Source organism: Pseudomonas sp. MWU349 (assembly GCF_017947325.1).
GTDB lineage: Bacteria > Pseudomonadota > Gammaproteobacteria > Pseudomonadales > Pseudomonadaceae > Aquipseudomonas > Aquipseudomonas protegens.
In genome coordinates this window covers 845,640-866,803 of sequence record NZ_JAFEVP010000002.1, presented here as the reverse complement: position 1 = coordinate 866,803, position 21,164 = coordinate 845,640, and the positions used below count along the sequence as shown (strand labels likewise).

Sequence of the window (21,164 nt, the reverse complement as noted above, 5' to 3'; positions counted from 1 at the left end):
CCATGCAAGGCGCGTCGCTTCGTCATCAGCAACCCGCACCCGGCCGCAAGCCGGTGCCGCGGGGTGCCAGCCGAATGGTGGCCAAAGAGCCGATGTCGGTGCGCCTGCCGAAAGCCAACTTCGGCTTTCTGAAAAGCCTGTTCTGGCCGGTGCTGCTGGTGGCTCTGGGGTTCGGCACCTATGAAGGGGCCCAGCGCCTGCTGCCGTACGCCGACCGCCCGATCACCAAGGTCGCGGTGCAGGGGGACTTGAGCTACATCAGCCAGCAGGCGGTGCAGCAGCGGATCGCGCCTTACGTCGCGGCGAGCTTCTTCACCATCGACCTGGCGAGCATGCGCACCGAGCTGGAGCAGATGCCCTGGATCGCTCACGCCGAGGTACGTCGGGTGTGGCCGGACCAAGTGGTGATTCGCCTGGAAGAACAACTGCCGGTGGCCCGCTGGGGCGACGAGGCGCTGTTGAACAACCAGGGCCAGGCCTTCACCCCGCGTGAACTGGCGAACTATGAGCACTTGCCGCAGTTGTTCGGGCCGCAGCGGGCCCAGCAGCAAGTGATGCAGCAGTATCAGGTGTTGAGCCAGATGCTGCGGCCGCTGGGCTTTTCGATCGCCCGTCTGGAGCTGCGCGAGCGCGGCAGCTGGTTCCTGACCACCGGCGCCGGCAGTGCCGGTCCGGGTATCGAACTGCTTCTGGGCCGCGATCACCTGGTGGAGAAGATGCGCCGCTTCATTGCCATTTATGAAAAAACGCTGAAAGAACAGATCACGAACATCGCGCGCATTGATCTGCGCTACGCCAACGGCCTGGCCGTCGGCTGGCGCGATCCGGCGGCACCCACGACGGCGCAACCTGCCGTCGCGAAGAATTAAGAAGAGGCAGGACCATGGCAAATGTGCAAAGCGGCAAAATGATCGTCGGCCTGGATATCGGTACCTCCAAGGTGGTGGCGCTGGTGGGCGAAGTCGCGGCCGATGGCTCGCTGGAAATCGTCGGCATCGGCACCCATCCTTCCCGCGGCCTGAAGAAGGGCGTGGTGGTGAATATCGAATCCACCGTGCAGTCGATCCAGCGTGCGGTGGAAGAGGCGCAACTGATGGCTGGCTGCCGTATCCACTCGGCGTTCGTCGGTGTGGCGGGCAATCACATCCGCAGCCTGAACTCCCACGGCATCGTGGCGATTCGCGACCGTGAGGTCAGCTCGGCGGACCTGGAGCGGGTCCTCGACGCTGCCCAGGCCGTGGCGATCCCGGCTGACCAGCGGGTTCTGCACACCCTGCCGCAGGATTACGTGATCGACAACCAGGAAGGCGTGCGTGAACCCCTGGGCATGTCCGGTGTACGCCTGGAAGCCAAGGTGCACGTGGTCACCTGTGCAGTGAATGCCGCGCAGAATATCGAAAAATGCGTGCGCCGCTGCGGTCTGGAAATCGACGACATCATCCTTGAGCAACTGGCTTCGGCCTACTCGGTGCTCACCGACGACGAGAAAGAGCTGGGCGTATGCCTGGTGGACATCGGCGGCGGCACCACCGACATGGCGATCTTCACCGAAGGCGCGATCCGCCACACCGCGGTGATTCCGATTGCCGGCGATCAGGTGACCAACGACATCGCCATGGCCCTGCGTACACCGACCCAGTACGCCGAGGAAATCAAGATCCGTTACGCCTGCGCGCTGGCCAAGCTGGCCGGTGCCGGCGAAACCATCAAGGTGCCAAGCGTTGGTGACCGCCCTCCGCGCGAACTGTCGCGCCAGGCCCTGGCCGAGGTGGTCGAACCGCGTTACGACGAACTGTTCACCCTGATCCAGGCCGAACTGCGCCGCAGTGGCTACGAAGACCTGATCCCGGCGGGCATCGTGCTCACTGGCGGCACTTCGAAGATGGAGGGCGCGGTGGAACTGGCCGAGGAAATTTTCCACATGCCGGTTCGCCTGGGCGTGCCCCACAGTGTCAAGGGCCTGTCCGACGTGGTGCGCAACCCGATCTATTCCACCGGTGTCGGCTTGCTGCTGTATGGACTGCAGAAACAGTCCGACGGCATCTCGTTCTCCGGCATTGGCAGCCGCGACAGCTACAGCAGCGACGAGCCCAAGGCGCCACTGCTCGATCGTATCAAGAGCTGGGTGCAGGGCAACTTCTAAAGATTTACCGCAACACCGTTTCAAAGCAGTAGGCAGTAGGCGAAAAACTAGAGAAATGAAAGGAGAGGGAAAATGTTCGAACTCGTAGACAACATCCCGCAAAGTCCGGTAATCAAGGTTATCGGTGTTGGCGGTGGCGGCGGCAACGCGGTCAATCACATGGTCAAGAGCAACATCGAAGGCGTCGAATTCATCTGCGCCAACACTGATGCTCAAGCGCTGAAAAACATTGGCGCGCGGACCATCCTGCAACTGGGTACCGGCGTGACCAAGGGCCTGGGTGCGGGTGCCAATCCGGAAGTCGGCCGCCAAGCCGCTCTGGAAGACCGCGAGCGTATCGCTGAAGTACTGGCGGGCACCAACATGGTGTTCATCACCACCGGCATGGGCGGTGGTACCGGTACCGGTGCGGCGCCGATCATTGCTGAAGTGGCCAAGGAAATGGGCATCCTCACCGTTGCGGTGGTGACCCGTCCGTTCCCGTTCGAAGGCCGCAAGCGCATGCAGATCGCTGATGAGGGCATCCGCGCGCTGAGCGAAAGCGTCGACTCGTTGATCACCATCCCCAACGAGAAGCTGCTGACCATCCTCGGCAAGGACGCCAGCCTGCTGTCGGCTTTCGCCAAGGCGGACGACGTGTTGGCCGGTGCCGTTCGCGGTATCTCCGACATCATCAAGCGTCCGGGCATGATCAACGTCGACTTCGCCGACGTACGTACCGTGATGAGCGAAATGGGCATGGCGATGATGGGCACTGGCTGCGCCAGCGGTCCTAACCGTGCACGTGAAGCCACTGAAGCGGCGATCCGCAACCCGCTGCTGGAAGACGTGAACCTGGAAGGCGCACGCGGCATCCTGGTGAACATCACCGCCGGTCCCGACTTGTCCCTGGGCGAGTACTCCGACGTGGGTAGCATCATCGAGGCCTTCGCTTCCGAGCACGCCATGGTCAAGGTCGGTACCGTTATCGATCCGGACATGCGTGACGAGCTGCATGTAACCGTCGTGGCCACCGGCCTGGGCGCGAAAATCGAGAAGCCTGTGAAGGTCATCGACAACACCGTCCAGACTTCCATGTCCGCCCAGTCGCAAGCGCCAGCCCCTGCTCGCCAGGAACTGCCGTCGGTGAACTACCGTGACCTGGACCGTCCGACCGTCATGCGCAATCAGGCGCAGTCGAACGCGGCCACCGCGGCGAAGCTGAATCCGCAAGATGATCTGGACTACCTGGACATCCCGGCATTCTTGCGTCGTCAGGCCGATTGATGGAATGCATCAGGGGTATTAGGGTGATTGGTGTTCAGCAAAGGCATGGTCTGCTATTATCGCCAGCCTTTGTTGATACCAGTTCGCAATTTGCGCTGAAGCGGCCCAAGCCATGATTAAACAACGCACCCTGAAGAATATTATCCGTGCCACAGGTGTAGGCCTGCATTCCGGGGAGAAGGTATACCTGACCCTCAAGCCTGCGCCTGTCGACACCGGCATTGTGTTTTGTCGTGCCGACCTGGACCCTGTGGTGCAGATTCCTGCTCGCGCGGAAAATGTTGGCGAAACCACGATGTCGACCACTCTGGTCAACGGTGACGTCAAAGTGGACACGGTGGAGCACTTGCTCTCGGCCATGGCTGGCCTGGGCATCGATAACGCCTACGTCGAGCTCTCCGCGTCTGAAGTCCCGATCATGGATGGCAGTGCCGGACCCTTCGTATTCCTGATTCAATCTGCTGGCCTCGAAGAACAGGACGCAGCTAAAAAGTTCATCCGCATCCTTCGTGAAGTGACCGTGGAAGACGGCGACAAGCGCGCCACTTTCGTGCCTTTCGATGGTTTTAAAGTGAGCTTCGAGATCGATTTCGATCACCCGGTTTTCCGTGACCGCACCCAAAGTGCAAGCGTGGACTTCTCCAGCACTTCGTTTGTAAAAGAAGTCAGCCGCGCCCGTACCTTTGGTTTCATGAGTGATATCGAGTACCTGCGCAAGCACAACCTCGCACTCGGCGGTAGCGTGGAAAACGCAATTGTGGTCGATTCGGATGGCGTACTGAATGAAGACGGTCTTCGCTACGAAGACGAATTCGTCAAGCACAAGATCCTGGATGCAATTGGCGACCTCTACCTGCTGGGCAACAGCCTGATAGGTGAGTTCAAAGGCTTCAAGTCGGGCCATGCACTGAACAACCAGCTGCTGCGCAAGTTGATTGAGCAGAAAGATGCCTGGGAAGTCGTGACCTTCGAAGATGCCAGCACTGCACCGATCTCTTACATGCGTCCGGTTGCGGCCGTGTAAGTCACTCTCTCTTTCCTTTTGTTTTTGAAGGCCATCCCCCCGGATGGCCTTTTTTTATGCCTGCGGTTTCAGGCGCCGCGCTTGAAGCCGCCCTGGGACATATTGGACACCACTCGGTTGCGCCCGCTGTACTTGGCCTGATACAGCGCCTTGTCGGCGTCGCTCACCCATTGTTCAAGAGTGATATCGGGGTTACCCGACCAGGTGTTGATGCCAATGCTCACGGTCAGCGGCGCGGCGTGTTCGCTGATGGCCGGCAAGGCGGCGATGCTGGTGCGGATCTTCTCAGCGAGTACGGCGGCGCCGGCACTGTCTGTTCCTGGCAGGATGACCGCAAACTCCTCGCCGCCATAGCGCGCCGCCAGGTCCGATGGGCGCCCGACGCAGGCGCCGATGCTCTGTGCCACCGCACGCAAGGCCTGGTCCCCCAGCGGGTGGCCGAAGCGGTCGTTGAAGGATTTGAAGTGATCGACATCGACCATCAATAGCGACAACGGCAGGTTGGCGCGCCGGGCCCGCGACCATTCGTTGCTCAGCACCTGGTCCAGGGTACGGCGATTGGCCAGGCCGGTGAGGGCATCGACGGCTGCCAGGCGCGCCAGTTCCTGCTCGGCGTTCTGCCGGCGCCTCAGTTCGCGACACAGTTGCCAGGTCAGCCAGAACAGGGCGATGCAGAGGGCGCCAGTGGCGCCGCTGATCAGCAACGCGGTGCGTTGCCAGGCACCGAAGACCTCGTCGATGGACAGCGCGACAATCACGATCAGCGGCAGATCGCCGACCTGGGAAAAGGTGTACAGCCGCTGCTTCTGATCAACGCTGGAGACGCTGCTGAAGCTGCCGTTGCCTTCGCGCAAAATGCGGACGAAGTTGGGGCGACTGCTGAAGTTCTTGCCTATCAGGTCGTCCGCCAGCGGGGGTTGCTGGGCCAGCAGAACGCCGTCGCGGCTCACCAGATTGATCGTACCGTTGCGACCGATATCCAGGTTTCTGAACAGCTCATTGAAGTAGCTCAGGCGCATGGCCGCTTCGGCCACCCCGATGAATTGGCCATGCTCGTCGCTGAGCCGCCGACTGAAGCTGATCCGCCAGTCGTGATCGCCGGTGCGCGCGCGAAACGGCGGGCTGATCATCATCCTCGGGTCGGGATTGTCGATGTGCGATCGAAAGTACTCGCGATCGGCGTAGTTGCCCGTGCGCGGCACGACCGAGGCCGAGTCGGCCAGCACGTCGCCGTGCCTGTCCAGCAGGAGGATGTCGCCCTTGTAGGGCGCTGCGGTGGCCCGGTCGAACAGCGCCAGGTGACGTATGGACGCCGAGGCATCCTTCAGATCGTCACGTTGCGCGGCACTGATCAGTCCCTTGAGAGACAGGTCGTAGAGCTCGACGTTGCGCAATACATCGGCGTCGATCAATTGCACGATGTTGTTGGCGGCACGTGTGGCAGCCTGTTCGGCAGCGGCGTGCTCGCGGATCAACAGGTAGGTGACGATGCCGAGAATGGCTACAACGATCAGCGAGCTGGAGAGGATCAGCAGGCGCTCGGTATTTGACGCGATTTTCCCTGTGCGGGGTGTCGCACTACTCACGTTCATGATTTTGATTTCTGCTGCGTCGACAGTTTTGAGTCTAGTGTGGACGTGGGCTACAGAAATCGGTCACGCCTGCGCGCCTGTATAAATCTCCGATAAAAAAAAGACCAGCAAAACATGCTGGTCTTTTTGTTTGAGTGGCTTATTAGAAGACGTTGATCGGGTAGTCGACGATCACCCGGTATTCGTCGGTGTCGTTGTCCAGCGCGCCGTAGCCGTTGCCGCCACGGTTGGTGGCCCACTGCAGGCGTACGGCGAGGTCCTTGGCGCTGCCGCCCTGCACCACGTACTTGAGGTCCAGGTCGCGCTCCCAGTGCTTGGCGTTCTTGCCGTCGGCGCTGTACCAGCTGGCATAGCCGCGGCTGGCGGGATCGACCTTGGTCAGGTCCAGCTCGCCACGCGAGTAGGACAGCGCCGAAGTCAGGCCCGGCAGGCCGAGGCCGGCAAAGTCATAGGCGTACTTGAGCTTCCACGAACGCTCGTTGGGCCCGTTGAAGTCCGAATACTGCTGGGAGTTGTCCAGGTAGATGCTGTCGCCCTGGGCGATGTAGTCGAATGGCGTGTTGCCATTGACCCGCTGGTAGGCCGCAGTGACGCTGTGGTTCCCCACGCCGACGGTGAAGTGCAGGCTGTAGGTGTTGTTGTCGATGTTGCCCAGCAGCGCCTGGCCGGTGTCCTGGGTGTGATAGAAGTGCAGGCCCGGGTTGAGGCTGACCAGTTCGTTGACCGCGTAGGTGTAGTCCAGGTCGTAGTAGTACTGATTCCAGATGTCCTTGAGTTCGGACGCATAGAGGCTGCTGGTCAGTCCTGGAACGCCGCTCCAGGCCACGCCGGCCCAGTTCAGGTGCAGGCTCTCGTCGCCCTCGCGCAGGCTGCCGTAGGAAGTACCGATGCGCTTGTGTCCGCTCTGGTTGTACGGCTTGGTGAAGCTGGCCTGGCCGCCCTCGATCAACCAGCCGTCGAAGCTGTGGTTGGTCAGGCTCACGCCGCGGAAGGTCTGGGGCAGCATGCGGCTCATGCCGCCGGCGATCACCGGGTTGTTGAGGAACAGGTCGCCTGCCTTGAGCTCGGTATCGAAGGCGCGCATTTTCAAGGTGGCGCCGGCGGTGGAGAACGAGCCGGGTGCCTTGTGCCGGCCATCGTCGCTGATAGGCAGGATACTCGAATTGGTGGTGCCGCCACCGCCGTCCAGCTTGAGGCCGAGCATGGCGTTGGCATCAAGGCCGAAACCCACGGTGCCCTGGGTGTAGCCCGACTCGAAGACGCCGAGCAAACCCTGGCCCCATTCGATGTTGTCGTTGTTCTGCTGCAGGCGGTTGCGGTTCATGTAGTAGTTGCGGGCGTTGAGCTTGAGGCTCGAACCCTCGACAAAACCCTCGGCCCTGGGGTCTTCGGCGGCTTGCCCGAGTGTTGGGATCGTTGCGGCGATTGCAATGAACAGGGGGCTGATCTTCAGTGAGGTCTTGAACAACGTTTAGCTCCTTTGGTGAACGACAATGGCTTCTTATTGTGAATTCGGGTGTTTCTTGTTCTGGGTATGACGAGTGTGCCGAGGGTTTCCATACGGCAAAAAAAAGCCGCTGAACTCAGCGGCTTTAAGACAACTTACTCCCGGGTTGAAAGCAGAGAAGTTGTCGAGGGAAACAAGTCGAAAGCTAGGATCAACTGTCTTTCTGCGTGTCGCTCTTGCTCTGTTCGGCAGTGATCTTCTGGGCTTGCTGAGTGTTTTGCTGCTGGGCTGCCTGGGCGATCTGGGCTTGTTCGAAAGCGGCGGCGCGTGCGGTATTTCTTGCCACGAATCCTTGGGATTCTTCGGCCATGGCCATCGGGGCCACGAACAGGGAAGACAAAACAAACGCGCTGGCGATACCCATACTGTTGGACATTTCTGAAGACCTTCTTGCAGAGCAAGTTCAATTCGGTGCGACAAAAATATAACCACGTGGCTGCTGGAAAAAGAGTCGAACAGGATAAGGACTGTTACAAAAAAAACAATAGTAGGCGCTGGCTTGTAGGAGCTGGCTTGCCAGCGAACGCGCCAGATCGCCTTGCGCCGGATGTGTTGACGCCTGCGCCGGCAAGCCGGCTCCTACAGAATCCGAGAGCTACAGGGGCAGGTACAGGCCAAAGGTATTGATGCCCCGGTCGCTGCGCACGAACACATCGCCGCCATGCATCAGGGCGATGGCCTTGACGATGGCCAGCCCCAAGCCGTGATTGGCACCGCTGTTGCTGCGCGAGGCATCCACCCGGTAGAAACGCTCGAACAGCCGTGGCAGGTGTTCACTGGCAATGTCCTGCCCCGGGTTGCTGACGGCGATCGCCACCTGGTGTTCCTGGACCTCGATCCGCACCTGGATCACTTCCCCCGCTGCGGTGTGCTGCACTGCATTGCTCAGCAGGTTGATCAGGGCCCGGCGCAGGTGGGCAACCTCGATCCGCACCTGGGCGTCGCCCTGGACCTCGACCCTGACCTGGGCGTCTTCGAGGATGAAGTCCAGGTAGTCCAGGGTCGTTGCCACTTCCGCCGCCAGGGAACTGGTGGTGAGCTGGGTGGCTTTGCTGCCCTGGTCGGCACTGGCCAGGAACAGCATGTCGTTGATGATCGAACGCAGCCGTTCCAGCTCTTCAAGGTTCGATTGCAGTACCTCGAAGTAATGCTCCGCCGAGCGCCCCCGGGTCAGGGCGACCTGGGTCTGGCCGATCAGGTTGGTCAGGGGCGAGCGCAGTTCGTGGGCCACATCGGCGTTGAACGACTCCAGGCGAGAGTAGGCGTGTTCGACCCGTTCCAACGTGGAGTTGAAGGAATTGACGAACTGCTTCAGCTCCGGCGGCAGCGGCGACAGTTGCAGGCGCCCGGACAGCCGTGGCGGTGCCAGGCGCTGGGCCTCCTGGGAGAGCTTGATCAGCGGCTTGAGGCCGATCCGCGCCACCCAGTAGCCCAGGGCCGAGGCCAGCAGCACGCCGGCAATGGCCAGCCCGATCAGGGCCATCAGCAACTGATGCTGGGTCTGGTGGAAGGTGTCGGTGTCGATGGCGATCAGAAAGCGCATGGCCGGGCGTTGTTCCTTGGCCGGCAACTGGCTGACCAGGACTTTCAGCGGATAGGGGTGATCGCTCAGGTTCAGGTCACGCATGCCCAGGGGGCCTTGGGCGAATTCGCGGATCTGCGCGTCGGGGCTGCCGTATTCATAGCCGGGGTCGCCGCTGATGGCCCAGAAGCGGATGCGTTTGTCTTCCTCGCTCAGCAGCTTGAGCTTGGCGTTGATCTTGGCCCAGTGTTCGGGATTGCCGTAGCGGGTTAGGGCCGACTCCAGCACGCTGTAGCGCGCATCCAGTTCGGCTTCCGGGAGCAGCCCCAGGCCCTTGTCGACCTGCTGGTAGAGGGCTCCGCCAATCAGCAGGAAGATCAGCAGCGCCACCAGAGTGAACAGCCCGCTCAGGCGCAGGGCGATGGAGTTACTCGGCACTGCGGCTCTCCAGCACATAGCCCATGCCACGGATGGTGTGCAGCAGTTTCTGTTCGAAGGGGCCGTCGAGCTTGGCCCGCAGGCGCTTGATCGCCACTTCGACGACATTCGCGTCGCTGTCGAAATTGATGTCCCAGACCATTTCCGCGATGGCGGTCTTGGACAGGATCTCGCCCTGGCGCCGGGCCAGCACGCTGAGCAGGGAAAACTCCTTGGCGGTCAGGTCCAGGCGGCTGCCGGCACGGCTGGCCTTGCGGCTGATCAGGTCGACCCACAAGTCGGCGATGCTGATCTGCACCGGCTCATGCCCGCCGCTGCGACGGGTCAGGGCTTGCAGGCGGGCCACCAGTTCAAGGAAGGAGAAGGGCTTGCCCAGGTAGTCGTCGGCGCCATCGCGCAGGCCCTTGATGCGGTCTTCCACGCGTTCGCGGGCGGTGAGCATGATCACCGGGGTCTGCTTGCGCGCACGCAGTGCCCGCAATACGCCAAAGCCATCCAGGCCGGGCAGCATCACATCCAGCACTATCACGGCATAGTCGCCCTCCAGGGCCATGTGCAGGCCCTCGACGCCGTCCCGGGCCAGGTCGACGGTGTAGCCTTGCTCGGTCAACCCGCGGTGCAGGTAATCGGCCGTTTTTTCTTCGTCTTCGATAATCAGAACGCGCATGACCCGCCTCAGGTAGTGGTGGCCGGCAACAGGGCCGGCTGGGGCCGGTGGAACAGCCGCTCAAGCCACAAGTATATGACCGGCGTGGTGAACAGCGTCAGGGCCTGGCTGACCAGCAGGCCGCCCACCACGGCTATCCCCAGGGGCTGGCGCAGTTCGGCGCCGGCGCCGTAGCCGAGCATCAGCGGCAGGGCACCGAGCAGGGCGGCCAGGGTGGTCATGATGATCGGCCGGAAGCGGGTGATGCAGGCCTGGTAGATCGCCTCCTCGGGAGGCAGGCCGCCGTGGCGCTGGGCTTCCAGGGCGAAGTCGATCATTAGGATGCCGTTCTTCTTGACGATGCCGATCAGCAGCACCAGGCCGATCAGCGCCATGATGGAAAAGTCCTGGCCGCACAGCCAGAGCATCAGCAAGGCGCCCAGCCCGGCCGAAGGCAGGGTGGAAATGATGGTCAAGGGATGCACGAAGCTTTCGTACAGCACCCCGAGAATGATGTACACCGCCACCAGCGCCGCCAGGATCAGGTAAGGCTGGCTGGCCAGGGAGCTCTGGAAGGCCTGGGCCGCGCCCTGGAAATTGCCGCTGATGGCCGCTGGCATGCCGATTTCGCTCTTGGCCTGGTTGAGCAGGATCACCGCATCGCCCAGAGCAACGCCGGGGGCCAGGTTGAAGGACAGGTTGGCCGCTGGGAACATGCCGTCGTGGGCAATCGACAGCGGGCCGATGGTGGGTGCATCGAAGCGCGCCAGGGCAGAGAGCGGGACCATTTCTCCGGTCAGCGGCGAGCGCAGGTAGAAATAGTTGAGGCTCTCGGCCTTGCCCCGTTGCTGCGTGTCGAGTTCAAGGATCACGTTGTACTGGTTGATCTCGGTCTGGAACTCGTTGATCTGGCGCTGGCCGAAGGCGTCGTACAGCGCCTCGTCGACATCGCTGGCGGTAAGGCCGAAACGCGCGGCGGCCGTGCGATCGATATGGATGTGGGTGATGCTGCCGCCCAGTTGCAGGTCGTTGGAGATGTCACGGAAGGCCGGGTTGCTGCGCAGCTTCTCCGTCAGGCGCTGGGTCCAGGTGCTCAGGGTCGGGCCGTCATTGCTTTTGAGTACGTACTGGTACTGGGCGCGGCTGGGACCAGAGCTGAGGTTGATGTCCTGGCCGGCCCGCAGGTACAGGACAATGCCGGGCACCTTCATCAGTTGCGGGCGGATGCGGTCGATAAAGGCACTGGCAGACACGTCCCGGTCGCCACGGTTCTTGAGGGAAATCCAGAAACGGCCGTTGGCGATGGTCTGGTTGCTGCCGGAGACCCCCACGGAGTGGGAGAACGCCTGCACCGCCGGGTCGGCGGCGACGATCTCAGCCAGCGCCTGGTGCTTTTTCACCATGTCCGGGTAGGAAATGTCCGCCGCAGCCTCGGTAGTCCCAAGCACGAAGCCGGTGTCCTGCACGGGGAAGAAGCCCTTGGGGATCAGGATATAGCCGGCAATGGCCATGCTCAGGGTCAGGCCGAAGATCCCCAGCATCAGTTTCTGATGGGCCAGGGCCTTGCGCAGGCCGCGCTCGTAGACCGCCAGCAGGCGCTCGCCGAAGCCCGGCTTGGCATGGGCCGGGTGCACCGGCGCGCGCATGAACAGGGCCGCCAGGGTGGGGGCCAGGGTCAGCGAGACCACCACCGAAATCATGATGGTGGAAGTAGCGGTCAGGGCGAATTCCTTGAACAGCCGGCCCACCACGCCGCCCATGAACAGCAGGGGAATGAACGCCGCCACCAGGGAGAAGCTGATGGAGACCACGGTGAAGCCGATTTCTCCGGCGCCCTTGATTGCCGCCTCGCGCATGCCGTCGCCGGCTTCCAGGTGGCGGTGGATGTTCTCCACCACGACGATGGCGTCATCCACCACAAAGCCCACGGCCACGACAATGGCCACCAGCGTCAGGTTGTTCAGGCTGAAGCCCAGCACGTACATCAAGGCGAAACTGGCGGTCAGGGACACGCCCAGCACCGCGGAGACGATCAGGGTCGCCGACCACTGGCGCAGGAACAGCGCCATCACCGCCACCACCAGCAGCACGGCGATCAGCAGGGTGATCTCCACTTCATGCAGCGACGCGCGGATGGTCTGGGTCCGGTCCACCAGCACCTTGACCTGCACCGAGGCCGGGAGCATGGCCTCCAGGCCCGGCAGGGCAGCCTGGATGCGGTCCACGGTCTCGACGATATTGGCCCCGGGCTGGCGCGAGATCACCAGGTTGACCCCCGGTTGGTCGCCGGACCAGGCCTGGACGTAGGCATCTTCCGAACCGTTGACCACCCGCGCCACATCTTGCAGGTGCACGGGGGCACTGTCCTTGTAGGAAACGATCAACTGGCCGTATTCCTCAGGGTGGAACAACTGGTCGTTGGTGGACAGGGTGGAGATGCTCGACTCGCCGTACAGTGCACCCTTGGCCAGGTTGAGGCTGGTCTGCTGGATCGCCAGGCGGATGTCGGCCAGGGTCAGGCCGATGGCCGCCAGTTTGTCCGCCGAAGCCTGGACCCGGATCGCTGGTCGCTGCTGGCCGGTGATGTTGATCTGGCCGACCCCGTCGATCTGGCTGATCTGTCGGGCCAGCAGGGTTTCCGCGTAGTCACTCAGCTCGGTGCCGGGCATCTGCGTCGAACTGATGCTGAGGATCAGCACCGGGCTGTCCGCCGGGTTGACCTTCTTCCAGGTGGGCAGGGTGGGCATGTCCTTGGGCAGCTTGCCAGCGGCGGTGTTGATCGCCGCCTGCACTTCCTGGGCGGCGGTGTCGATGCTCTTGTTCAAGGTGAACTGCAGGGTCAGCAGGGACGAGCCCAGGGCACTGCTTGAGGTCATCTGGGTCATGCCGGGAATGGCGCTGAATTGCACCTCCAGGGGCGTGGCTACGGAAGAGGCCATGGTGTCCGGGCTGGCACCGGGCAGGGCCGCGGACACCTGGATGGTCGGGAACTCGGCCTCTGGCAGCGGGGCCACCGGCAGGCGCGGGAAGGCAATGGCGCCCAACAGCACCAGGGCGAAGGTCAGCAGGACGGTGGCGACCGGATGGTCGACGCACCAGGCGGACACCGAGCCATGGCCTTTCATGGCTGGGGCTCCGTCGCCTGTACCACCTGGGGGGGATCGCTCAGTACCTGGACCTGGGAGCCGGGCTTGAGCCGCGACTGGCCGTCACTGACCAGCACATCGCCAGCCTGGACCCCGGAAATGATGTTCAACCCGCTGTCCTGATACACCACCTGCACCGGCACGACTTCCACCTGCTGGCCCTTGACCCGGTATACGAAATGCTGGTCCAGGCCGCGCTGGACCACAGTCGGCGGTACGGTGAGGGCACTCCGGTCCAGGGCGGTCTGGATCTTCACCGTCACCAGTTGCCCTGGCCATAGCTGCTGCTGGGCGTTGCTGAACTCCGCCTTGGCGCGGATGGTGCCGGTTCCGGTGTTGATCTGGTTGTCGATCAGGGTCAGGTGGCCGTTGCCCAGCAGGGCCCCGGCGCTGTTGCTGTCAGCGCCGAGGAAGGCCTTGACCGCTGCCGGGTCCTGGGCGCCGATCAGTTGCTGCAGGGTCGGCAGCATTTGCTGGGGCAGGGAAAACTCCACGGCAATCGGGTCGATCTGGGTCACCGAGAACAGGCCCTGGGTATCGCTCATGCGCAGGAAGTTGCCTTCATCAACGGTACGAATCCCCACCCGGCCGCTGACGGGAGAGCGGATTTGAGTGTAGGAAAGCTGTACCTGAGCGGCATCAATGGCGGCCTGGTTACCCTGGGCCGTGGCGTTGAGCTGATTGACCAGGGCCACTTGCTGGTCATAGGTCTGCTTCGAGATGCCGTCATCCACCGACAGCAGCTTGTAGCGCTTGAGGTTGATCTGGGCCACCTGCAACTGGGCCTGGTTCTGCGCCAGCTGGGCTCGGGCCTGATCGAGGTTGGCGCGTATCGAACGATCATCGATGGTCGCCAGCAGGTCGCCGGTCTTGACCAGTTGCCCCTCCTTGACCAGCAGCCGGGTCAGGATGCCATCCACCTGCGGGCGAATCACCACGCTGTGCAGCGACAGCACCGTGCCGATGCCGCTGGCGTAACGTGGCACATCCTGCTGCTGCACGCTGACCACCCGTACCGGAATGGCCGTGGGCGCGGCCAGCCTGGCGGTGGCGGGCTTGTTCAGGAACCACGCGACACCGGCGATGAACACCACGAGTACCGCTGCGGTCACGACTGTTTTCTTGGCAATGGGCATGGGAGGAGAGCGCCGGGCAATGATGTCGGAAAGATGGCCATGATCTGGGCACAGTTATAGCCCGACAACCCGGTCAGCACCGTGACGGCCAGCTGTCAGCGCTGTCAGAAAACTCCCGGTGGGCCCCGATCAAAGATGGCTGGCGCACAGGTATACTGGCGCCCACTGCGGCCTCTACCCCGGCGCGGATTTCCTTTCTCTCCTGGAGTTTCCATGACTTCCCCTGCACAACCCGCTGCGGATGACGCCCTGAACGTCGACCCGGCCGCCGACGCAACCGCTACCGACACCCCGAGCACAGCGGCGATCCCGGCGTTCAAGTTTCCTTTCAAGCCTTCCGAGTTTGCTCCAGCCAAGAATGCCCAGCAGCCCTGGTACAAAAATGGTGCCAGCAACGGACACACCAAGACCCCCGGCGCAGCGCCTCCCGGTACCCGTCGCTCCATGGGCAAACGCTGATATCGCCGACATTCGCAGAAAAAATCCCGATTTGCGCTTTTTTAATCGCAATGATGGCTAATTGCTTTAAACCTGAGCTGGATCAGTATTTGTGGCATCAGTGCGCTTAGAGTCAGCAGCCCTGCCGACTCCACTCAACACATACGAGCGCGCTATCCATGAAGATCAACCTTCCGGTTACTGGGCGAAACGTGGACTTTGCCCCTGATGCGAATATCCTTTCGACCACTGATCTGACTAGCGCGATCACCTACGCCAACCCTGATTTCATCAAGATCAGTGGCTACAGCCGTGAGGAGTTGCTGGGCTCGCCCCATAACCTGTTGCGCCACCCGGACATGCCCTCCGCGGCCTTCGCCCACATGTGGCGCACCCTCAAGCGCGGCCGTTCGTGGATGGGCATGGTGAAGAACCGTTGCAAGAACGGCGATCACTATTGGGTCAGTGCCTATGTCACGCCCGTGACCCGCGATGGCCAGGCGGTGGAATACCAGTCGGTGCGCACCAAACCCAGCGTCCGCCAGATCGAGGCGGCGGAGCGGGCCTATGCCCAGCTCAACGGTGCCGGCCCCTCGTGGTGGAGCCTGTTGCCGGTGATCAGCCTGCGGTTGCGTCTGTGGGCCTCCATCAGCGCCGGCTTCATGGGGAGCTACGGCGTTTCAGTGTGGTTGCTGCCCGAATCCTGGATGGTCCAGGGGGCCGTGATGGCCATGGGGTGGTGCCTGAGCCTGACCGCGGTCGGCGTGCAAACGCGACCACTGGATCGATTGGCCGAGCGCGCCCGGCAGATCGGTGACAACCCCTTGAGCCAGGGCATCTATACCGGCCGTACCGACGAGTTCGGGCGCATCGAGTTCGCCCTGCAGATGCTCGAAGCCCAGGTGGGCGCGGTAGTGGGGCGCATCGGCGATGCGTCCCAGCGTCTGGAGGGGCATGCCGCGGAACTGGTGGAGCATCTGCACAGCAGCCACAACAGCACCCTGGAACAGCAGGCGGAAACCGATCAAGTGGCGGCGGCCATTCACCAGATGGCGGCCAGCGTCGCCGAAGTCGCCACCCATGCCCAGCAGGCTTCGGTGGCGGCGGACCAGGCGGAAAGCGAAACCCGTGAGGGCCACCTGCTGGTGGGCGAAAGCCGCAGTGCGGTGCTGCGCCTGGCCAGCGAGCTGGAGCGGGCCACCGAGGTCATCCATCAACTGGAAAGCCATAGCACCGACATTTCCGGGGTGCTGGAGGTGATCCGCAGCATCGCCGAGCAGACCAACCTGCTGGCCCTGAATGCGGCAATCGAGGCGGCGCGGGCCGGGGAGCAGGGCCGGGGTTTTGCCGTGGTCGCCGATGAGGTGCGCGGGCTGGCCCAGCGCACCCAGGATTCCACCAACGAGATCCAGCGCATGATCAGCACCCTGCAAATGGGCGCGCGCAATGCAGTGGAAGCCATGCAGCACAGCAGCCAGCACGTGGAGAGCAGTGTCGATCAGGCCAAGCGCGCGGCGGTGGCCCTGGACGGCATCAGCCAGCGGGTCAACCAGATTACCGAGATGAGTTTGCAGATCGCCGCAGCAGTGGAAGAGCAGAGCGCGGTCAGCGAGGACATCAACCGCAACATCATCGGCATTCGCAATGCCTGTGAAGCGACCGTCAATGCCGGCCAGCTCAGCCACGTCAATTCAGGCGACGTGGCCGGGCTGGCGGGGGATTTGCGGCAACTGGCCCTGGAGTTCTGGCACAAGCGCGGCTAGGGCTCTTCGCCGGCTTGCTGTTGCCCGCGGCTCAAGCGGCGCGCAGGGGAATGAAGGCGTAGTCCAGAGGTGTTTCACTGACCACCTGGGCGCCGGCGGCCTGGACCTGCCCGGCGATATCGTCTCCGGACAGGTGAAAGCGCCAGGGCTGGCCCGGTGCTCCGGGCGGTGCGGCCTGGACCTGGTCGATGGCGTTAGCCAGGGCGCCCATGTCCGGCAGGTAAGCGGTGAAACCGTCGCCCTTGAGCGCCGTGGTGCGAATGCCCAGCAAGGCGCAAATGGCTTCCTTGGTGTGGATGTCGTCGCGGTCAGCCTGGCGCGAGCGGCGGATCAGCTCGGCCAGTTCCTGATCCACCAGTTCATTGCCCAGAATCAGTTGCGGGCCCTGTTCCCAGGATTCCGGCGGGCAATCCTTGGCCTGCGGGTTGAGGGGAATGTGCGGATTGATTTCCATGGGGTAGATGCGGCACACCAGGGGCCGGCGCTGGTAGATGCGGCACAGCTGGTCTTCGTCAAGATTCCGGCAGGGGCCGACGTTGTAGGCGGCGAAGGTGATCGCCACATAGGCATCGGTGGCGCCACTGCGGACCCGGCAGGAACGCCGTTCGGCGTGCTCGCGCTGCTGCATCGGCAGCCCCAGGCCATTGCCGAGGAAGGCTTCCACCAGAATGATCACCTGGCCGCCGTCGGCCGCCCAGTCGCGGGCTTCCAGCAGGGTCAGGGGGACATGGTGATCGTTGCAGCATTTGCCGCAGCCGACGCAGGAAAACTGAGTGTTCATTGCACGAAGCGCCTTGTGGATCAGCAGAGGTCAGGTGGGAAAACCGTCATGGACGCTACCCGGGTCTATGCCGAAGCAAGTTATGCGCCATTCACCGGGCCTTGAGGGCCGGCCGGATCGAGTTCCACTCGCTGACCGCAGCCTGGCCGGTCTGCCTGTTGTACAGGCACAGTTCGATGCCCGATTGGCCGCGCATGTGTTTCTGCCGGTAGCGGCCTTGCAGCAACAGGGCGCTGACGCCGACCTGGTCGGGAAATTGCGCGAGGGTTCCCACGGGTTCGGGGTTTTGCAGGCCGCTGGCCTGGGTACAGCTGATTCGGATGGCCTGCTCCAGGGCGGCCCAGGCATCGTCGCTGGAGGCGCGGGCCTGGCCGGCGAGTATGGCCAGGCAGAGCAGGCACAGAGGCTTGGCGTTCATGGGGCGGTTCCTTGGGGGGCGCAGGGATCGTCGGGGCTGATCCGGCCGTTGGCCGCCTTCGGCAGCTACAGGATAGTGACCGGAGGATCAGTCGAGGGTTTCATGACGCACGATGTACATGCCGGCGCTTTCGTAGAGGCGCCGGGCCCTCTGGTTGCCTTCCAGTACCCGCAGATCGACGCAGCCTTCCCGGCGTTCGGCGAACAGGATGAAGGCTTGTTGCAGCAAGGCGCGCCCCAGGCCCTGGCCGCGCGCGCGGGGGTGTACCACCAGGTCCTTGATGTAGGCGCTGGTCCAGCACTGGGCGACGCCGATCATGCCTTCGGCATCCCGGGCCACCAGGCACAGTTCGGGGTCGTATTCGGCATCGCTCTCGAAGGCCTGGCGCCAGCTGTCCAGCACCGGGACGTCGCCGCCTCCGTCCTGGTAGCCCAGATGCATCAACTGATGCACAGCCTGCGCATGCTCGGGGCTGTAGTTGTGCACAGTGACGCCGGCAGGCCACTGTGGCGCTGCCAAAGGGGCAGTGAGATCGCGGCGCATCAACAAGCAGTGGATCTGGCTCATGCCTCAGGCGCCCTGGGTGGCGATGGTCTTGGCTGCGTCGATCAGGCAGCGGGTCAGTTCTGGCGAGGAAAACTTGGTGAGCACGGCGTTGGCACCGGCCACGCGGGCTTTCTCGCTGTTCATGGCGCTGTCCAGTGAGGTGTGCAGCAGCACGTAGAGGTGGGCGAAATCCGGGGTTTCCCGCAAGGTGCGGGTCAGGGCATAGCCGTCCATCTCCGACATCTCGATGTCCGAGACAATCAGGTTGATCTCGTTGGCCGTGCCTTGCAGTTCCAGCAGGCAGTCGATGGCTTCCTTGGCGCTGCGGGCGGTGTGGCATTGCAGGCCGAGGTTGCGCAGGGTGTGTACCGATTGCTGCAGGGCCACCTGGCTGTCGTCCACCACCAGGATCCGCGCGTTGCCCAGGGCTTCGGCGTCTTCCATGCTCAGCTCGGTGGGCGCCATTTCGATCTGGGCCGGGGCGATGCCATGGATCACTTTCTCGATATCCAGTACCTGCACCAGCGTGCCGTCCACTTGGGTCACCCCGGTGATGTAGGACCGCAAGCCGCCGGAGCCGAAGGGCGGTGGACGGATATCGGTGGTCAGGCAATGCACGATCTTGCTCACGGCCTGCACATGCAGGCCCTGTTTGGAGCGGCTGACGTCAGTGACGATCAGGCAGCCGCTGTCCGGGTCGGCCAGGGGCCGCTCGCCGATGGCCCGGCTGAGGTCGATCACCGACAGCGAGTTGCCCCGCAGGGTGGCGATGCCTTTCACGTGGGGGTGGGATTCGGGCAGCTTGGTCAGCGGCGGGCAAGGAATGATTTCACTGACTTTAAGCAGGTTGATTGCCATCAGCTTGCCGCTGCGCAAGGTAAACAGCAGAAGCGATAGCGAATCTGCGCGGGCTTTGTTGGAGGACATAAAAACCTTCTCTGGAGAAAATTGGCTCGTGGCACGGGCCACGGACAACCATTGATAACGGGTTATCGACGTGTTCAGGGCTGGCTTTAGCGGTGTTCCCGCTTTCCGTCGGCGGCGCGACCCAGGCCGGCAAGCCGGCGCCTGCAGAGGGGCAGGGCGCTTTGTCGGCGCTGGCGTTTACCGCAGGCCCAAGCGCTTGGCCAGACGGCTCAGGTTGGCCCTGTCCAAGCCTAGCTCACGGGCGGCGCTGGCCCAGTTGTGCTGGTGCCGCTCCAGGCAGTTGCTGATCAGTTGACGCTGGTAGTGGTCGGTGGCCTGGCGCAGGTCGCCGGCGACGGCAGGTAGGGCCTGGGTTGCAACGGCTGGCTCGGTGGGTGCGCTGGTTCTTTCGCTGGCCCGCGGCAGGTCCAGATCGCTGGCATCCAGGCTGAGGATCTTCGGTCGCTCGGGGTGGTTGCCCAGCGCTTTCAGAGCGCTGCGGCCGATCAAGTGCTCCAGCTCACGGACGTTGCCCGGCCAGTGGTAGGCCAGCAACGCCTGTTGCGCCTCAACGCTCAGGCGCAGGCTGCCCAGGCCCATGCGCGAGCGGTTCTGTTCCAGGAAGTAGCCACTGAGCAGCAGCACATCGCGGCCGCGCTCGCGCAGTGCCGGCACCCGCAGGGGGTAGACGCTGAGACGGTGGTAGAAGTCGGCACGATAGCGGCCGTTGCGCACTTCTTCCGCCAGATCGCGGTTGGTGGCGGCAATCAGGCGCACGTCGACCCGATGCTCCTGGTCCGACCCCAGGCGTTGCAGTTGGCCGCTTTGCAGCACCCGCAACAGTTTGGCCTGCACGGTCAGCGACAACTCGCCCACTTCATCGAGAAACAGAGTGCCGCCATTGGCCAGTTCGAATTTTCCCCGGCGATCCTGGGTGGCCCCGGTGAAGGCGCCGCGCACGTGGCCGAACAGCTCGCTCTCCACCAGGGTGTCGGGCAGGGCCGCGCAGTTGAGGCTGATGATCGGCTGCTCGGCCCGAGGCGAAGCCGCGTGGATAGCCTGGGCGACCAGTTCCTTGCCGACGCCGGTTTCTCCGGTGATCAGCACCGTCAGGTCGCTGCCGCCCACCAGCTTGATTTCCTCCAGCAAGCGTTTGTGGGCCTTGCTCTGGCCGATCAGCTCGCGGTTCTGCCCACTGGCCTGGCGATAGACCTCGGCCCGCTGGTGCTCGTTTTCGGCGCGCTGGGCCAGGCGTTCGATGCGTTGGGCGGCGCTGACCGTTGCGGCGGCGAGGCTGGCGAAGGCTTGCAGGGCATCCAGCTCGATGGGTTCGAAGCGCTGCGGGTCCAGGGCATCGAGGGTCAGCAGGCCCCAGGGGCGCTCGTCGACGAACAGCGGGCAGCCCATGCAGTCATGCACTTCCAGGTGATCGTCGAGGCCTTCCACCAGGCCGTCGTAGGGGTCGGGCAAGTCGCTGTCGCTGGCAAAGCGGGTTGGTCCCGGGCTGCTGAGCAGGGCGGCGAAGCGCGGATGCTCGCTGACCTTGAAGCGGCGGCCCAGGGTGTCGGTGCTCAAGCCGTTGACCGCCAGTGGCACCAGCCACTCGCCATCCAGGCGCAGCAGTGCAGTGGCATCGCAGGGCAGCAGGGCACGCAGAGCTTCCAGCAGGCGGCGATAGCGCTCGCTTTCGGGCAGTTCGCGGGACAGGTCGGTGACCAGGGGCAGCAGGGCGGTGAGCAGGGATTTTGCAGTCATAATGACTCCGTGATGTCTTAATGACTATAAAAGACAGAGTGTCTTTATGACTATATTTATTTTAACTTGTTGATATTTAAGTAATTTATTTTTGGCACGAAAACTGACTAGTCATAGGAAACCTGCAAGCAGTCATA

At 63.0% G+C, this 21,164-nt stretch carries 18 protein-coding genes; 6 read left to right on the top strand and 12 right to left on the bottom strand.

What is annotated here, in order from left to right; translation table 11 throughout:
- The first annotated feature begins 2 nt into the window (after nucleotides 1–2).
- The 4 genes from KCG88_RS11225 (at nucleotide 3) to lpxC (ending at nucleotide 4,433) form a co-directional block, all read left to right on the top strand.
- Nucleotides 3–869: a cell division protein FtsQ/DivIB gene (locus KCG88_RS11225; RefSeq protein ID WP_047285233.1), complete on the top strand. Its 867-nt coding sequence runs from the start codon at nucleotides 3–5 to the stop codon at nucleotides 867–869.
- A 14-nt stretch (nucleotides 870–883) separates the two neighbouring features.
- A complete protein-coding gene (gene ftsA, locus KCG88_RS11220) occupies nucleotides 884–2,143 on the top strand; it encodes a cell division protein FtsA (protein ID WP_047285231.1) in 1,260 nt (419 codons plus the stop codon).
- A 72-nt stretch (nucleotides 2,144–2,215) separates the two neighbouring features.
- Entirely contained in the window at nucleotides 2,216–3,409 is a 1,194-nt protein-coding gene (ftsZ, locus tag KCG88_RS11215; RefSeq protein WP_011063305.1) for a cell division protein FtsZ, read from the top strand.
- A gap of 112 nt (nucleotides 3,410–3,521) precedes the next feature.
- Complete coding sequence (gene lpxC / locus KCG88_RS11210) at nucleotides 3,522–4,433, top strand: UDP-3-O-acyl-N-acetylglucosamine deacetylase (protein ID WP_011063304.1); 912 nt, start codon at nucleotides 3,522–3,524, stop codon at nucleotides 4,431–4,433.
- Nucleotides 4,434–4,501: 68 nt separating this feature from the next.
- Here the strand turns inward: lpxC and KCG88_RS11205 are convergent, their stop codons facing one another.
- The 7 genes from KCG88_RS11205 to KCG88_RS11175 form a co-directional block, all read right to left on the bottom strand.
- The gene (locus tag KCG88_RS11205; RefSeq protein ID WP_047285228.1) at nucleotides 4,502–6,025 is read right to left on the bottom strand and encodes a diguanylate cyclase; all 1,524 of its coding nucleotides are present in this window, start codon (nucleotides 6,023–6,025) and stop codon (nucleotides 4,502–4,504) included.
- Nucleotides 6,026–6,167: 142 nt separating this feature from the next.
- Complete coding sequence (locus KCG88_RS11200; protein ID WP_047337756.1) at nucleotides 6,168–7,493, bottom strand: OprD family porin; 1,326 nt, start codon at nucleotides 7,491–7,493, stop codon at nucleotides 6,168–6,170.
- A 190-nt stretch (nucleotides 7,494–7,683) separates the two neighbouring features.
- On the bottom strand, nucleotides 7,684–7,908 hold the full coding sequence (locus KCG88_RS11195) for a hypothetical protein (protein WP_210712379.1): 225 nt from the start codon (nucleotides 7,906–7,908) through the stop codon (nucleotides 7,684–7,686).
- Nucleotides 7,909–8,127: 219 nt separating this feature from the next.
- Nucleotides 8,128–9,492, bottom strand: a complete 1,365-nt coding sequence (locus KCG88_RS11190; protein ID WP_047285223.1) for a heavy metal sensor histidine kinase — start codon at nucleotides 9,490–9,492, stop codon at nucleotides 8,128–8,130.
- Nucleotides 9,482–10,159 (bottom strand): heavy metal response regulator transcription factor, encoded by a 678-nt coding sequence (locus KCG88_RS11185; protein ID WP_210712378.1) that lies wholly within the window; start codon nucleotides 10,157–10,159, stop codon nucleotides 9,482–9,484. The genes KCG88_RS11190 and KCG88_RS11185 overlap by 11 nt, the downstream gene beginning before the upstream one ends.
- An 8-nt stretch (nucleotides 10,160–10,167) precedes the next feature.
- Entirely contained in the window at nucleotides 10,168–13,263 is a 3,096-nt protein-coding gene (locus KCG88_RS11180) for a multidrug efflux RND transporter permease subunit (protein WP_210712377.1), read from the bottom strand.
- Nucleotides 13,260–14,420 (bottom strand): efflux RND transporter periplasmic adaptor subunit, encoded by a 1,161-nt coding sequence (locus KCG88_RS11175; protein ID WP_210712376.1) that lies wholly within the window; start codon nucleotides 14,418–14,420, stop codon nucleotides 13,260–13,262. Before KCG88_RS11175 ends, KCG88_RS11180 begins: the two co-directional genes overlap by 4 nt.
- 213 nt (nucleotides 14,421–14,633) lie before the next feature.
- Here KCG88_RS11175 and KCG88_RS11170 point away from each other — a divergent pair, with 213 nt between their 5' ends.
- Together KCG88_RS11170 and KCG88_RS11165 are read left to right on the top strand one after the other, a co-directional pair.
- The gene (locus tag KCG88_RS11170; protein ID WP_011063296.1) at nucleotides 14,634–14,879 is read left to right on the top strand and encodes a hypothetical protein; all 246 of its coding nucleotides are present in this window, start codon (nucleotides 14,634–14,636) and stop codon (nucleotides 14,877–14,879) included.
- A gap of 158 nt (nucleotides 14,880–15,037) precedes the next feature.
- Entirely contained in the window at nucleotides 15,038–16,621 is a 1,584-nt protein-coding gene (locus KCG88_RS11165; protein WP_047285215.1) for a PAS domain-containing methyl-accepting chemotaxis protein, read from the top strand.
- Nucleotides 16,622–16,652: 31 nt separating this feature from the next.
- Here KCG88_RS11165 and KCG88_RS11160 read toward each other — a convergent pair whose 3' ends face one another.
- The 5 genes from KCG88_RS11160 to norR all read right to left on the bottom strand — a co-directional run bounded on the left by KCG88_RS11160 (nucleotide 16,653) and on the right by norR (nucleotide 21,027).
- Entirely contained in the window at nucleotides 16,653–17,402 is a 750-nt protein-coding gene (locus KCG88_RS11160) for a YkgJ family cysteine cluster protein (RefSeq protein ID WP_047285213.1), read from the bottom strand.
- Between the two features lie 91 nt (nucleotides 17,403–17,493).
- The gene (locus KCG88_RS11155) at nucleotides 17,494–17,820 is read right to left on the bottom strand and encodes a hypothetical protein (protein WP_047285211.1); all 327 of its coding nucleotides are present in this window, start codon (nucleotides 17,818–17,820) and stop codon (nucleotides 17,494–17,496) included.
- A gap of 87 nt (nucleotides 17,821–17,907) precedes the next feature.
- Nucleotides 17,908–18,387 carry a GNAT family N-acetyltransferase gene (locus KCG88_RS11150; protein ID WP_047285210.1) on the bottom strand — a complete coding sequence of 160 codons (480 nt, stop codon included), beginning with the start codon at nucleotides 18,385–18,387 and terminating at the stop codon, nucleotides 17,908–17,910.
- 3 nt (nucleotides 18,388–18,390) lie between these two features.
- Nucleotides 18,391–19,293, bottom strand: coding sequence for a chemotaxis protein (locus KCG88_RS11145; protein WP_011063291.1), 903 nt, complete (start codon nucleotides 19,291–19,293; stop codon nucleotides 18,391–18,393).
- Nucleotides 19,294–19,470: 177 nt separating this feature from the next.
- Nucleotides 19,471–21,027 carry a nitric oxide reductase transcriptional regulator NorR gene (gene norR, locus KCG88_RS11140; protein WP_210712375.1) on the bottom strand — a complete coding sequence of 519 codons (1,557 nt, stop codon included), beginning with the start codon at nucleotides 21,025–21,027 and terminating at the stop codon, nucleotides 19,471–19,473.
- Nucleotides 21,028–21,164 lie beyond the last annotated feature (137 nt).

Excerpts from the sequence above, each read along its gene's own strand:
- KCG88_RS11225 (WP_047285233.1), top strand. The coding sequence starts at position 3 with ATGCAAGGCGCGTCGCTTCGTCATCAGCAACCCGCACCCGGCCGCAAG.
- ftsA (WP_047285231.1), top strand. The coding sequence starts at position 884 with ATGGCAAATGTGCAAAGCGGCAAAATGATCGTCGGCCTGGATATCGGT.
- ftsZ (WP_011063305.1), top strand. The coding sequence starts at position 2,216 with ATGTTCGAACTCGTAGACAACATCCCGCAAAGTCCGGTAATCAAGGTT.
- lpxC (WP_011063304.1), top strand. The coding sequence starts at position 3,522 with ATGATTAAACAACGCACCCTGAAGAATATTATCCGTGCCACAGGTGTA.
- KCG88_RS11205 (WP_047285228.1), bottom strand. The coding sequence starts at position 6,025 with ATGAACGTGAGTAGTGCGACACCCCGCACAGGGAAAATCGCGTCAAAT.
- KCG88_RS11195 (WP_210712379.1), bottom strand. The coding sequence starts at position 7,908 with ATGTCCAACAGTATGGGTATCGCCAGCGCGTTTGTTTTGTCTTCCCTG.
- KCG88_RS11185 (WP_210712378.1), bottom strand. The coding sequence starts at position 10,159 with ATGCGCGTTCTGATTATCGAAGACGAAGAAAAAACGGCCGATTACCTG.
- KCG88_RS11180 (WP_210712377.1), bottom strand. The coding sequence starts at position 13,263 with ATGAAAGGCCATGGCTCGGTGTCCGCCTGGTGCGTCGACCATCCGGTC.
- KCG88_RS11175 (WP_210712376.1), bottom strand. The coding sequence starts at position 14,420 with ATGCCCATTGCCAAGAAAACAGTCGTGACCGCAGCGGTACTCGTGGTG.
- KCG88_RS11170 (WP_011063296.1), top strand. The coding sequence starts at position 14,634 with ATGACTTCCCCTGCACAACCCGCTGCGGATGACGCCCTGAACGTCGAC.
- KCG88_RS11165 (WP_047285215.1), top strand. The coding sequence starts at position 15,038 with ATGAAGATCAACCTTCCGGTTACTGGGCGAAACGTGGACTTTGCCCCT.
- KCG88_RS11160 (WP_047285213.1), bottom strand. The coding sequence starts at position 17,402 with ATGAACACTCAGTTTTCCTGCGTCGGCTGCGGCAAATGCTGCAACGAT.
- KCG88_RS11155 (WP_047285211.1), bottom strand. The coding sequence starts at position 17,820 with ATGAACGCCAAGCCTCTGTGCCTGCTCTGCCTGGCCATACTCGCCGGC.
- KCG88_RS11150 (WP_047285210.1), bottom strand. The coding sequence starts at position 18,387 with ATGAGCCAGATCCACTGCTTGTTGATGCGCCGCGATCTCACTGCCCCT.
- KCG88_RS11145 (WP_011063291.1), bottom strand. The coding sequence starts at position 19,293 with ATGTCCTCCAACAAAGCCCGCGCAGATTCGCTATCGCTTCTGCTGTTT.
- norR (WP_210712375.1), bottom strand. The coding sequence starts at position 21,027 with ATGACTGCAAAATCCCTGCTCACCGCCCTGCTGCCCCTGGTCACCGAC.